Source organism: Streptococcus vulneris, assembly GCF_019218685.1.
In the GTDB taxonomy this organism is placed as follows: Bacteria; Bacillota; Bacilli; order Lactobacillales; family Streptococcaceae; genus Streptococcus; species Streptococcus vulneris.
Genome location: NZ_JAHUZC010000001.1, coordinates 173326 through 187426, shown reverse-complemented (window position 1 = coordinate 187426; position 14101 = coordinate 173326). Strand labels below are relative to the sequence as shown.

At 39.2% G+C, this 14101-nt stretch carries 10 protein-coding genes; 8 read left to right on the top strand and 2 right to left on the bottom strand.

The window, feature by feature from the left end; genetic code table 11:
• Positions 1 to 89: 89 nt before the first annotated feature.
• A complete protein-coding gene (locus KUA57_RS00905; protein ID WP_218493491.1) occupies positions 90 to 2372 on the bottom strand; it encodes a Xaa-Pro dipeptidyl-peptidase in 2283 nt (760 codons plus the stop codon).
• Positions 2373 to 2661: 289 nt separating this feature from the next.
• On the opposite strand from KUA57_RS00905, the gene KUA57_RS00900 reads away from it, so the two are divergent.
• The 7 genes from KUA57_RS00900 (at position 2662) to KUA57_RS00870 (ending at position 12567) form a co-directional block, all read left to right on the top strand.
• The gene (locus KUA57_RS00900; protein ID WP_185756766.1) at positions 2662 to 5763 is read left to right on the top strand and encodes a DNA polymerase III subunit alpha; all 3102 of its coding nucleotides are present in this window, start codon (positions 2662 to 2664) and stop codon (positions 5761 to 5763) included.
• Positions 5764 to 5844: 81 nt separating this feature from the next.
• Entirely contained in the window at positions 5845 to 6852 is a 1008-nt protein-coding gene (gene pfkA / locus KUA57_RS00895) for a 6-phosphofructokinase (RefSeq protein ID WP_000820863.1), read from the top strand.
• 58 nt (positions 6853 to 6910) lie between these two features.
• Positions 6911 to 8416, top strand: coding sequence for a pyruvate kinase (gene pyk, locus KUA57_RS00890; RefSeq protein WP_125447152.1), 1506 nt, complete (start codon positions 6911 to 6913; stop codon positions 8414 to 8416).
• Positions 8417 to 8594: 178 nt separating this feature from the next.
• Positions 8595 to 9854, top strand: coding sequence for a UDP-N-acetylglucosamine 1-carboxyvinyltransferase (murA, locus tag KUA57_RS00885; RefSeq protein WP_049491775.1), 1260 nt, complete (start codon positions 8595 to 8597; stop codon positions 9852 to 9854).
• A gap of 15 nt (positions 9855 to 9869) precedes the next feature.
• The gene (locus KUA57_RS00880; RefSeq protein ID WP_218493490.1) at positions 9870 to 10421 is read left to right on the top strand and encodes a GNAT family N-acetyltransferase; all 552 of its coding nucleotides are present in this window, start codon (positions 9870 to 9872) and stop codon (positions 10419 to 10421) included.
• On the top strand, positions 10414 to 11691 hold the full coding sequence (spxR, locus tag KUA57_RS00875; RefSeq protein WP_218493489.1) for a CBS-HotDog domain-containing transcription factor SpxR: 1278 nt from the start codon (positions 10414 to 10416) through the stop codon (positions 11689 to 11691). The genes KUA57_RS00880 and spxR overlap by 8 nt, the downstream gene beginning before the upstream one ends.
• A 15-nt stretch (positions 11692 to 11706) precedes the next feature.
• Positions 11707 to 12567: a methionyl aminopeptidase gene (locus KUA57_RS00870; protein WP_000631543.1), complete on the top strand. Its 861-nt coding sequence runs from the start codon at positions 11707 to 11709 to the stop codon at positions 12565 to 12567.
• 172 nt (positions 12568 to 12739) lie between these two features.
• Here KUA57_RS00870 and KUA57_RS00865 read toward each other — a convergent pair whose 3' ends face one another.
• On the bottom strand, positions 12740 to 13039 hold the full coding sequence (locus KUA57_RS00865) for a YbaB/EbfC family nucleoid-associated protein (RefSeq protein ID WP_125447156.1): 300 nt from the start codon (positions 13037 to 13039) through the stop codon (positions 12740 to 12742).
• A gap of 184 nt (positions 13040 to 13223) precedes the next feature.
• Here KUA57_RS00865 and efeO point away from each other — a divergent pair, with 184 nt between their 5' ends.
• Positions 13224 to 14096, top strand: a complete 873-nt coding sequence (efeO, locus tag KUA57_RS00860; protein WP_125447158.1) for an iron uptake system protein EfeO — start codon at positions 13224 to 13226, stop codon at positions 14094 to 14096.
• Positions 14097 to 14101 lie beyond the last annotated feature (5 nt).

The window sequence follows — 14101 nt, the reverse complement described above, 5'->3', positions numbered from 1 at the left end:
CATAAGCCTATATCGGGATTGCATTTGATACCAAGTTTATGTTTGTTTCAACTGTTTAAGTGGAAATCTTCCATATTGAAAGTCTGATATCATACCTTTTGACAAGGTAAGAGAAGTGTAGACTGTTCAAGATCGACAGTCAGGTGGTAGTCAGTATTGTCACGGATGGTGATTTCAAAGTCAGTAGTATAGAGGACTAAACGAAGAGTATCTCCTTCTTTTAACTTGTAAATAGTTGGTTGCAGTTCAAACTGGATATCCATCCATTCATCTGCCTTAATATCCTCTACTAACAGTAAATCATTTCTATTTTGCAAATTGAGGTAGCCTTTTGTCACGACTCGTTGCGCATTTTCACGAAATGGCAATTCACAGAGATTTTCCAACATGTGGTAGCGACCGTTGTCAATGGTTCTAGCACTTAAAACAGCTGGATAAGGTTGTAGATATTTCTTTTGTCCATGTTCCAGTAGTTGGGCTGATAAGAGCCCCTTGTTTGTACTGGACTTGATACGCAGATTGAGCTGAGCGCGACCGTTCAGGTGGAGATCCTTGGTTACAGGAAGGTCAATAGTAATTTGATTGGCTTTCCCTTGATAGAGGTCTGTATTAAAGGTCTGGTATGTTTTACCATAGCGCCCAAAATCCTTATCTGGGTACTGGTTTTGAATGACTTGCTCTTCTTGACCAAGTGAGAAAGTTTCAAAGTTCTCTTGCTCACCGAATGTATCAAGTGATAACCAAGTCTGAGGAGCGGTATTATCCTGCCAGATAACAGTAGGAAGTTGGTAATCCGTTTCCTGTTCTAGTAATTTCTTAGTCAATAAGGCATTCATGGATTCACGGAAGTCAATGGACTGCCAGTTGTTCATATAAACATGAGCGCCATTATGGAAAAAAAGATGCTTATTTATATAAGTAGGAAGGGCATGGAACATCTGGTAAACATGAAGTGGCTTGACATTCCAATCCTGAGACCCGTGGGTAAAGACAACCTCTGCTTTTACCTTATGGGCATTGAGTAGATAATTACGGTCATGCCAAAACTGATTGTAGTCGCCAGACTTGCGATCCAGTTGCTCTTTTACTTTTTCTAAGTCAGCTTGGTGAGCTTCGTTCCCACGAATATAGTCACCAGCCAAGAGATTACGAGAGTAGGTTAGTTCAGCAAGGGAGTCAAAGTCCTCCCCTGGATATCCACCTGGGCTAGTTACCAGACCGTTTTCACGGTAGTAGTTGTACCACGAAGAAATACCAGCCTCGGAAATGATAACCTCTAAACCATCTACACCTGTAGTCGCAAGACCATTGGACATGGTACCTAGATAGGAAAGTCCAGTTGTGGCTACTTTTCCGTTTGACCAGTCAGCCTTAACTTGACGCTGGCGCGTGTGGTCGGTGAAGGCACGACAACGACCATTAAGCCAATCGATAACATTTTTATAAGCTTCGATTTGCTGGTAGTCTCCATTAGTCATGAAACCTGTAGAATCTTTGGTTCCAACACCTGACACATAGAGATTGGCAAAGCCTCGTGGAAGGAAGTAGTCGTTGAGAGTATAGCTAGCGTTGATGTGCGTTAGCTTTTCCTCAGCTTCTGACACAAGCTCAGCTTGACCTTGAGGTTGGAGGAGATTTAGTTGAGGTTCTTTAAGCTCAATCTTGTGAGCAGGTTTGACCTCAAGCTCACCCTCCATCTTGTAGAGAGCCTTATCACTAGCCTTGTCATTGGTTCCCTGATGGTAGGGGCTGGCTGTCATGATAGCAGGGATTTGCCCATCATAACGAGGACGAATAATGCTGACCTTGACTAGGTCTGGTAGACCTTTTTGGTCAGTATCGACACGAGACTCAACGTAAACGACTTCTCGAATGGCATCATGGCTAGAAAAAGTAGCCAAACTCTTGCCGTTAAAGTAGTGATAGTCATTATCCTCAGGAATAAGACCGTCGCTGACAAGTTGGTCGATAAGAGTGTTCCCCTTTTTAGTGCGAGTATTGAGTAACTGATAGAGATTTTCAATCAAGTCACCATATACAATGGGAAAACCAGTCTCTTTGCGAAAAGCTTCGCCGTCTTCAAAGTCAACCAAGTAAGAAAAACCTAAAAGTTGAAAAGCCACAGTATAGAAAATATCAGCAGTCAACTCTTTATCTGATTGAAAAAATGTCAATAAGTCAGTTTCCTTATCAACTGCTAAACTGGATAGGGGATAGGAGCTATCTTTGTAATTAAAAAAGAAACGAATAAGAAACGCTTCAAGCATTTTTTTATTTGTGATGTTGACTGGTAAATCAAATCCATACTTTTTTAATTCAAAGATAATTGTATCTCTAGGTAGCGCAAAATAGCTGAATTGATTAAAACGCATAAAAGCCTCCTACTTATGAAATATATTACAGTTATTATATCAAAAAATAGAGAGAAAAGATACTATAAAAATTAATAGAAACTATAATAAATAAAAATAAGTATTTATAAAATAAACATGTGAAATGATAAGCTTAAATACAAAAATATTAGTGGTGCTGTTGTAAATCAGGCAAGGATTGTCTAATTAACTATGATTTGAGCTATTAGATATTAAAGCATCAGTAATAGTAATAGAAATTTTAAGAAAATGGTATAATATAGTGAGAACGATAGAGGAGAAGTGTAAATTGATCGCACAACTAGATACAAAAACAGTCTATAGTTTTATGGAGAGTGTCATTTCAATCGACAAGTATGTGAGAGTAGCAAAAGACTATGGCTACACTCATCTGGCTATGATGGATATTGACAATCTTTACGGGGCTTTCGATTTTCTAGAGGTTACAAAAAAATACGGCATTCATCCTTTGTTAGGGCTTGAAATGAATGTGCTTGTAGATGATAAGGATGTGAATTTGCGCTTTTTAGCTTTATCTAGTGTGGGCTATCAGCAGTTGATGAAACTATCAACATCCAAGATGCAGGGGGAGAAAGATTGGACAGTTTTATCTCAGTATCTAGAGGATATTGCGGTAATTGTGCCTTATTTTGATGGACTGGAGTCGCTCAATATAGGCTGTGATTACTATATAGGGGTTTACCCAGAGACACTGGCCAGAGAATTTCATCATCCAATTTTGCCACTTTATCGGGTCAATACATTTGAAAGTAAGGATAGAGAAGTTCTTCAAGTATTAGCAGCGATTAAAGAAAATCTACCGCTCAGAGAAGTTCCTTTGCGTTCTAGACAAGATGTTTTTATGTCAGCAAGTTCTTTAGAGAAACTATTCCAAGAGCGTTTTCCTCAAGCCTTGGAAAACTTAGAAAAGCTTATTTCAGGTATTTCTTATGACTTGGATACTAGTCTGAAACTGCCTCGCTTTAATCCTGCTAGACCAGCAGTAGAAGAATTAAGAGAACGTGCTGAATTGGGGCTTGCTCAGAAGGGGTTAACTGGTAAAGAATATCAAGACCGTCTAGACCAAGAATTGGCTGTTATTCATGATATGGGCTTTGATGATTATTTCTTGGTTGTTTGGGATTTATTGCGTTTTGGACGTTCGAATGGCTATTATATGGGAATGGGACGAGGTTCCGCAGTTGGTAGCTTGGTTTCCTATGCTCTAGACATTACAGGGATTGACCCAGTTCAGAAAAATCTGATTTTTGAACGTTTCCTCAATCGTGAACGCTATACCATGCCTGATATTGATATTGATATTCCTGATATTTATCGTCCAGATTTTATCAGATATGTTGGTAATAAATATGGTAGTAAACATGCGGCTCAAATCGTTACCTTTTCTACTTTTGGTGCTAAGCAAGCTCTGCGAGATGTTTTAAAACGTTTTGGTGTGCCAGAGTATGAATTATCTGCAATTACCAAGAAAATCAGTTTTCGTGATAATCTCAAGTCGGCCTATGAGGGTAATCTTCAGTTTCGTCAGCAAATCAATAGTAAGCTAGAATATCAAAAAGCCTTTGAAATTGCTTGCAGGATAGAGGGCTATCCAAGACAAACCTCTGTCCATGCGGCTGGTGTTGTAATCAGTGACCAAGATTTGACCAACTACATTCCTCTAAAACATGGTGACGAAATTCCGCTGACTCAGTATGATGCTCATGGAGTTGAATCTAGCGGGCTATTGAAAATGGACTTTCTGGGACTGCGAAATTTGACCTTTGTCCAGAAGATGCAAGAATTGCTTGCTGAATCAGAAGGTATTCACCTTAAAATTGAAGAAATTGATTTGGAAGACAAAGAAACGTTAGCTTTATTTGCCTCTGGCAATACAAAAGGTATCTTTCAATTTGAGCAACCTGGTGCCATTCGCTTGCTCAAACGTGTGCAACCAGTCTGTTTTGAAGATGTCGTAGCAACTACTTCTCTAAATCGACCAGGTGCCAGTGACTACATCAATAATTTTGTGGCAAGAAAGCATGGGCAGGAAGAAGTGACTGTTCTGGATCCAGTACTGGAGGATATTTTGGCTCCAACCTACGGCATCATGCTCTATCAGGAGCAGGTTATGCAGGTTGCTCAGAGATTTGCTGGATTTAGCCTCGGGAAAGCCGATATTTTACGTCGGGCTATGGGGAAAAAAGATGCCTTTGCCATGCATGAAATGAGGGAATCCTTTATTCAAGGATCATTAGATGCTGGTCATACTAGGGAAAAGGCAGAGCAGGTCTTTGATGTTATGGAGAAGTTTGCAGGTTATGGATTTAACCGATCTCACGCCTATGCTTACTCAGCCTTGGCCTTCCAGTTGGCCTATTTCAAAACACATTATCCAGCCATTTTTTATCAAGTCATGTTGAATTCTGCCAACAGTGATTATGTAACAGATGCCTTAGAAGCAGGTTTTGAAGTAGCCCCATTGTCCATTAATACTATTCCCTATCACGATAAAATTGCCAACAAATCTATCTATCTAGGTTTGAAATCGATTAAGGGGCTCAGCAAGGATTTGGCACTTTGGATTATCGAACATAGACCTTATTCTAACATTGAAGATTTTATAGCTAAACTACCTGAGAATTATTTGAAACTTCCCTTGCTGGAACCTTTGGTAAAAGTTGGTCTTTTCGATTCATTTGAAAAAAATCGCCAAAAAGTATTTAATAATTTAGGTAATCTATTTGAATTTGTGAAAGAGTTAGGAAGCTTATTTGGAGAGAGCATTTATAGTTGGCAAGATTTGGAGGACTGGACGGAGCAAGAAAAATTCTACATGGAACAAGAGCTTCTAGGAGTAGGAGTCAGCAAACATCCACTACAAGCTATTGCAAGTAAGGCTATTTATCCGATTACTCCTATTAGTAATTTATCAGAAAATAGCTATGCTATTATCTTGGTTGAGGTTCAGAAGATAAAAGTAATTCGTACCAAAAAAGGTGAAAATATGGCTTTCTTACAGGTGGATGACAGTAAGAAAAAATTGGATGTTACGCTCTTTTCAGATTTATATCGACAGGTTGGACAGGAAGTAAGAGAAGGAGCTTTCTACTATATAAAAGGAAAAATCCAGTTACGAGATGGCCGTCTGCAAATGATTGCACAAGAAATAAGAGAAGCAGTAGCTGAGCGTTTTTGGATTCAGTTGAAAAATCATGACTCAGATCAAGAAATTTCGAGAATTTTAGATCAATATAAAGGCCCAATCCCAGTCATCATCAGGTATGAAGAGGAACAGAGAACGATTGTTTCTCCCAATCATTTTGTAGTTAAATCCACTGAATTAGAAGCGAAATTAGGTGGAATCGTTATGAAAACGATTTATCGCTAAAATTACGGAAAATAGAAGAATTTTCCATTTAAATGTGATATAATCAGTAAGAATGTTAAAAGAAAAAGGAGCATAACCAATATGAAACGTATTGCTGTTTTGACTAGTGGTGGAGACGCCCCTGGTATGAACGCTGCTATCCGTGCAGTTGTTCGTCAAGCAATTTCAGAAGGAATGGAAGTATTTGGTATCTATGATGGATATGCTGGTATGGTTGCTGGTGAAATTCATCCCCTAGATGCGGCTTCAGTAGGAGACATCATTTCTCGTGGTGGTACTTTCCTTCACTCTGCTCGTTACCCAGAGTTCGCTCAACTTGAAGGGCAACTTAAAGGGATTGAGCAATTGAAAAAACACGGAATTGAAGGTGTAGTTGTTATCGGTGGTGACGGATCTTACCACGGTGCTATGCGTTTGACTGAACATGGATTCCCAGCTATCGGTCTTCCAGGCACAATCGATAACGATATCGTTGGTACTGACTTTACAATCGGTTTTGACACAGCGGTTACGACTGCTATGGACGCTATCGATAAGATTCGTGATACGTCATCAAGTCACCGTCGTACTTTTGTTATCGAAGTTATGGGACGTAACGCTGGTGATATCGCTCTTTGGGCTGGTATTGCAACTGGTGCTGATGAAATCATCATTCCTGAAGAAGGATTCAAGATTGAAGATATCGTTGAAAGCATTAAATGTGGTTATGAGTGTGGTAAAAAACACAACATCATCGTCTTGGCAGAAGGTGTGATGTCTGCAGCTGAATTTGGTCAAAAACTAAAAGAAGCTGGGGATACAAGCGACCTTCGTGTGACAGAACTTGGACATATTCAACGTGGTGGTTCTCCAACTGCGCGTGACCGTGTTTTGGCATCACGTATGGGTGCACATGCTGTTAAACTTCTTAAAGAAGGTATCGGTGGGGTTGCGGTTGGTATCCGTAACGAGAAAATGGTTGAAAACCCAATTCTTGGAACTGCAGAAGAAGGAGCATTGTTTAGCCTTACTGCAGATGGTAAGATTGTGGTTAACAACCCACACAAGGCTGACCTTGAGCTATCTAGCTTGAATAAGAGCTTGTCATAATTTATAATTTAGTTAATAAGACCAAAAAGGTCATATATATAAAGGAGTCACAAAAATCATGAATAAACGTGTAAAAATCGTTGCAACTTTGGGACCTGCGGTAGAAATCCGTGGTGGTAAAAAATTTGGTGATGACGGATACTGGGGTGAAAAACTTGATGTTGAAGCTTCAGCTAAAAACATTGCTAAATTGATTGAAGCTGGTGCTAACACATTCCGTTTCAACTTCTCACACGGTGACCACCAAGAACAAGGTGACCGTATGGCAACTGTTAAACTTGCAGAAAAACTTGCAGGTAAAAAAGTTGGTTTCCTTCTTGATACAAAAGGACCAGAAATCCGTACTGAATTGTTTGAAGGAGATGCAAAAGAGTACTCTTACGCAACTGGTGAAAAAATCCGTATTGCGACTAAACAAGGAATCAAATCAACTCGTGAAGTGATTGCATTGAACGTTGCTGGCGCTCTTGATATCTATGATGATGTTGAAGTTGGTCGTCAAGTTTTGGTTGACGATGGTAAACTTGGTCTTCGTGTGGTTGCTAAAGATGATGCAACTCGTGAATTTGAAGTTGAAGTTGAAAACGATGGCGTAATTGCTAAACAAAAAGGTGTTAACATCCCTAACACTAAAATTCCTTTCCCAGCTCTTGCTGAACGCGATAACGATGATATCCGCTTCGGTCTTGAACAAGGTATCAACTTCATCGCGATTTCATTCGTACGTACTGCTAAAGACGTGAACGAAGTTCGTGCAATCTGTAAAGAAACTGGAAATGGACACGTTCAATTGTTCGCTAAAATCGAAAACCAACAAGGTATCGACAACTTGGATGAAATCATTGAAGCTGCTGACGGTATCATGATCGCTCGTGGTGACATGGGTATCGAAGTACCATTCGAAATGGTTCCAGTTTACCAAAAAATGATTATTACTAAAGTCAATGCTGCAGGTAAAGTTGTTATCACTGCAACAAACATGCTTGAAACAATGACTGAAAAACCACGTGCAACTCGTTCAGAAGTATCAGACGTATTTAACGCTGTTATCGATGGAACTGACGCAACAATGCTTTCAGGTGAGTCTGCAAATGGTAAATACCCACTTGAGTCAGTAACTACAATGGCTACAATCGACAAGAACGCTCAAACTCTTCTTAACGAATACGGTCGTTTGAACTCAGATTCATTTGAACGTAACTCTAAGACAGAAGTAATGGCTTCAGCTGTTAAAGATGCTACTAACTCAATGGATATCAAATTGGTTGTAACTCTTACTAAGACAGGTCACACTGCACGTTTGATCTCTAAATACCGTCCAAATGCTGACATCTTGGCATTGACATTCGACGAATTGACAGAACGTGGATTGATGTTGAACTGGGGTGTTATCCCAATGTTGACAGATGCTCCATCATCAACTGACGATATGTTCGAAATCGCTGAACGTAAAGCAGTTGAAGCAGGACTTGTACAATCTGGTGACGATATCGTTATCGTAGCTGGTGTACCAGTTGGAGAAGCTGTTCGTACAAACACAATGCGTATCCGCACAGTACGCTAATCAAAATAAAAAAAGCCTATCATATCAAGCTTTCTAGCCTGTATGATAGGTCTTTTTTTGTATCAGGGGGCAAAAAGGGGATGATTTTAATAAGAGCAATGGGAAATTATTAAAATTTATGGTATAATGGACTAGAAAGACCTTTTTAGAAATTTTGAAAGAGTATTAAAAATTTAAAATGAGAAAAATTGTTATCAATGGTGGTTTGCCCCTGCAAGGTGAGATTACCATTAGTGGCGCAAAAAATAGTGTTGTAGCTTTGATTCCGGCTATTATTTTGGCAGATGATGTTGTGACTTTGGATTGTGTACCAGATATTTCGGATGTGGCAAGTCTTGTCGAAATTATGGAATTGATGGGCGCTACCGTTAAGCGTTATGACGATGTGTTAGAGATTGATCCAAGAGGTGTTCAAAATATTCCAATGCCTTATGGGAAAATCAATAGTCTTCGTGCATCTTATTATTTTTATGGAAGTCTTTTAGGTCGTTTTGGGGAAGCCACTGTCGGTTTACCTGGTGGATGTGATTTGGGACCTCGCCCTATTGACTTACACCTTAAGGCTTTTGAAGCTATGGGAGCAACTGTTAGCTACGAGGGAGATAACATGAAGTTATCTGCCAAAGATACAGGACTTCACGGCGCAAGTATCTACATGGATACGGTTAGTGTGGGTGCGACGATTAATACGATGATTGCTGCGGTTAAAGCAAATGGTCGTACTATTATTGAAAATGCAGCCCGTGAACCTGAGATTATTGACGTTGCTACTCTATTGAATAATATGGGTGCCCATATCCGTGGTGCTGGAACCAATATCATCATTATTGATGGTGTTGACAGATTACATGGAACGCGTCATCAGGTGATTCCAGATCGTATTGAAGCTGGAACGTATATTTCTTTAGCTGCTGCAGTTGGTAAGGGAATTCGTATTAATAATGTACTATACGAGCACTTAGAAGGTTTCATTGCGAAGTTGGAAGAAATGGGAGTTCGAATGACTGTATCTGAAGATAGCATTTTTGTCGAAGAACAGTCTAATTTGAAAGCAATCAATATTAAGACAGCTCCTTATCCTGGTTTTGCTACTGACTTGCAACAACCAATTACTCCTCTCTTGTTAACAGCGGAAGGGCGTGGTACCATTATTGATACTATTTATGAAAAACGTGTAAACCATGTTTTTGAACTAGCAAAGATGGACGCGGATATTACGACTACAAATGACCATATTTTATATACCGGTGGACGTAGTTTACGTGGAGCAAATGTAAAAGCTACTGACCTTAGAGCTGGGGCCGCACTTGTCATTGCTGGTTTGATGGCTGAAGGTAAAACTGAAATTACAAATATTGAGTTCATCTTACGTGGTTATTCAGATATTATTGAAAAATTACGTAATCTAGGAGCGGATATTACACTTGTTGAAGAATAAACCGTAGAGGTGTTTATGAATATTTGGACCAAATTAGCAATGTTTTCTTTCTTTGAAACGGATCGCTTGTATTTGCGTCCTTTCTTTTTTAGTGATAGTCAGGACTTCCATGCGATAGCTTCAAATCCAGAAAATTTACAATTCATTTTTCCAAGTCAAGCTAGTTTGGAAGAGAGTCAATATGCACTGGCCAATTATTTTATGAAGGCTCCTTTAGGAGTATGGGCTATTTGTGACAAGAAAACTGAAAAAATGATTGGTTCAATTAAGTTTGAGAAGCTAGATGAAATTAAAAAAGAAGCGGAGCTTGGCTATTTTTTGAGAAAAGATGCTTGGTCTCAAGGATTTATGACCGAGGTTGTTAGAAAAATTTGTCAGCTTTCTTTTGAAGAATTTGGTTTAAAACAATTATCCATCATTACTCATCTTGAAAATGAAGCTAGCCAAAAAGTTGCTCTTAAGTCTGGATTCCGTTTAATTCGGCAATTTAAAGGAAGTGATCGCTATACAAGGAAAATGCGAGATTATCTTGAGTTTCGCTTTGTAAAGGGAGAAATTAATGAGTAAACACCAAGAAATTCTAAGCTATTTGGAAGAATTACCCGTTGGTAAAAGAGTCAGTGTTCGAAGCATTTCCAACCATCTAGGAGTCAGTGATGGAACGGCCTATCGGGCTATCAAGGAAGCTGAAAACCGTGGAATTGTAGAGACTCGCCCAAGAAGTGGTACTATACGTGTTAAATCTCAGAAAGTTGCTATAGAGAGATTAACTTTTGCTGAAATTGCAGAAGTGACTTCTTCTGAGGTTCTGGCTGGTCAAGAAGGTTTAGAGAGAGAATTTAGTAAGTTCTCGATCGGTGCCATGACTGAGCAAAATATCTTATCTTACCTTCATGATGGGGGGCTCTTGATTGTCGGAGACCGGACTCGTATTCAATTATTAGCGCTGGAAAATGAAAATGCAGTTCTGGTTACAGGTGGATTTCAGGTTCATGATGATGTCATTAAACTGGCTAACCAAAAGGGAATTCCTGTTTTAAGAAGCAAACATGATACTTTCACCGTTGCGACCATGATCAATAAAGCCTTGTCAAATGTTCAAATCAAAACAGATATTTTGACAGTTGAGAAGCTTTATCGCCCGAGTCATGAATATGGTTTTCTGAGAGAGACCGACACTGTTAAAGATTATTTGGACTTGGTACGTAAGAATCGTAGCAGTCGTTTCCCTGTTATTAATCAACATCAGGTTGTTGTTGGAGTTGTAACCATGAGGGACGCTGGTGATAAATCGCCAAGTACGACAATTGATAAGGTCATGTCTCGTAGTCTATTTTTAGTTGGATTATCGACAAATATTGCCAATGTGAGTCAACGGATGATTGCTGAAGACTTTGAAATGGTACCAGTTATTCGAAGTAATCAAACCTTACTTGGCGTTGTAACTAGACGAGATGTCATGGAGAAGATGAGTCGTTCCCAAGTTTCTGCTCTACCTACTTTTTCTGAGCAGATTGGACAAAAACTTTCTTATCATCATGATGAAGTAGTCATTACAGTGGAACCCTTTATGCTTGAGAAGAACGGTGTTTTGGCTAATGGTGTATTGGCAGAAATTTTGACCCACATGACCCAAGATTTAGTTGTTAATAGTGGTCGAAATCTCATTATCGAGCAGATGCTGATTTACTTTTTACAGGCTGTTCAGATAGATGATATACTGCGCATTCAAGCACGAATTATCCATCATACGAGACGGTCAGCTATTATTGACTACGATATTTATCATGGTCACCAGATTGTTTCAAAAGCAAATGTGACTGTTAAAATTAATTAGAAACTAGGAGAAAAAATGATAACATTAAAATCAGCTCGTGAAATCGAAGCTATGGATAAGGCTGGTGATTTTCTAGCAAGTATTCATATCGGCTTACGTGATTTGATTAAGCCTGGCGTAGATATGTGGGAAGTTGAAGAGTATGTCCGCCGTCGTTGTAAGGAAGAAAATTTCCTTCCGCTTCAGATTGGAGTTGACGGTGCTATGATGGACTATCCTTATGCTACCTGTTGCTCTCTTAATGATGAAGTGGCTCATGCCTTCCCTCGTCACTATATCTTGAAAGATGGTGATTTACTGAAAGTTGATATGGTTTTGGGAGGTCCTATAGCCAAATCTGACCTGAATGTCTCAAAACTAAACTTCAACAATGTGGAGCAAATGAAAAAATACACTCAGAGCTACTCTGGTGGTTTAGCAGACTCGTGTTGGGCTTATGCTGTTGGTACACCGTCCGAAGAAGTGAAAAATTTGATGGATGTAACCAAAGAAGCTATGTACAAGGGAATCGAGCAAGCTGTTGTTGGAAATCGTATCGGTGATATTGGTGCAGCTATTCAAGAATACGCTGAAAGTCGTGGTTACGGTGTAGTACGTGATTTGGTTGGTCATGGTGTTGGTCCAACTATGCACGAAGAACCAATGGTTCCTAACTATGGTATTGCTGGTCGTGGGCTTCGTCTCCGTGAAGGAATGGTATTGACTATTGAACCAATGATCAATACAGGTGACTGGGAAATTGATACAGATATGAAGACCGGTTGGGCGCATAAGACCATTGACGGTGGTTTATCTTGTCAATATGAACACCAATTCGTGATTACTAAAGATGGACCAGTTATCTTGACTAGTCAAGGTGAAGAAGGAACTTATTAATAAAAAGTGAAAAGGCTGCTGGATGTTCATTTTGAAAAAATCCAGTAGCCTTTTTCATATTAAATAGAAGCATTGATTTGATATTTTCAGATATTTTCAAGACAACAAAATAGGCTCTATATTATCTGTAGGGGAACTTACCTACAGATATTAAAGAGCCTTTTTCTTATGCTTAGAATGGTAATTTTCCAGCGAAAGCACCTAGTTTTTTCTTGGTAGTTTCATCGATTTGTTCAAGAGCAGAGTTGATGGCTTGAACGGTCATATCAGAAAGAGTTTCAAGGTCTTCAGGGTCAACGACAGCTGGATTGAAGTCAATGCTGACAACTTTCTTATCTCCAGTTAAGGTCGCTTGAACAAGGTCTTGAGCAGATTTGCCAACAAATTGCAGAGCAGCAAGCTCAGCTTGGCTTTGTTCCATCTGTTTTTGAAGTTTTTGTGCTTGACGCATCATGTTTTGCATGTTCATCATGGTGATTTCAGTTTCCTTTTATCTTATTTTCTTTCCTATTTTATCAATTTTGAGGATAAAAGTCTATTATTAGTATAAGTTACTCAATATTAAATTGTCTGAAAATTTATTGAAAAATGAGTGAAAACATGGTATAATGAAACGTAAAATTAATTCAGGTTTCCTGAACCAATAGGAGTAAACAATGAAAAAACTAGGTTTTGTCCTTTTATCTTCAGCCTTGCTATTGACAGCTTGTGCTAATAATCAATCTAAGCCAAGCAACACAAGTGATTCGTCCAAGGTGACAGCCTTGTCTGAAGACAAGCAAAAAATGCTTGATAAGGCCACTTCTGACTATAAAACTTTTGTGCAAGAGCAAATCGATAAACTGTTGACAGATACGGAAGGCTTTGTCAAATTGTTGAAAGAAGGCAAATTAGAAGAGGCTAAGAAAGTTTATCCACTGATTCGTATGTCCTATGAGCGTTCAGAACCAATTGCTGAAAGTTTTGGTGAGTCAGATGTCAAGATTGACTTCCGTTTGGCAGACTACATGGACGAAAACAAGACAGAAGAAGGTTGGTCAGGTTTCCACCGTATCGAGCGTATCCTTTGGGAAGACAATACAACTAAAGGAACTGAAAGCTACGGCGATCAGTTGGTAAATGATATCAAGGAATTGAAAGCCAAGATTGCAACTGTAGATGTGGACTACAAGGTTATGTTGACTGGGGCAGTTGACTTGCTCAATGAAGTAGCGACAAGCAAGATTACAGGTGAAGAGGAAGTTTATTCTCATACAGACTTGTATGACTTCCGTGCCAATATTGAGGGAGCTGAGAAGATTTTCCAACTCTTTAAACCTTTGCTTGAAAAATCAGACGCTAACCTAGTTAAAGAATTGGAAGCAGATTTCAAATCTGTTAATAGCTTGTTGGACAAACACATGATCGACAAGGAACACTACAAGCTCTATACTGATTTGACAAAAGAAGATACCAAAGAATTGTCAGAAGCAGTGACAAAACTTGGTGAACCTCTGTCACAAATGGGTAAATTTCTTAGTGGAGAATAAGAGTC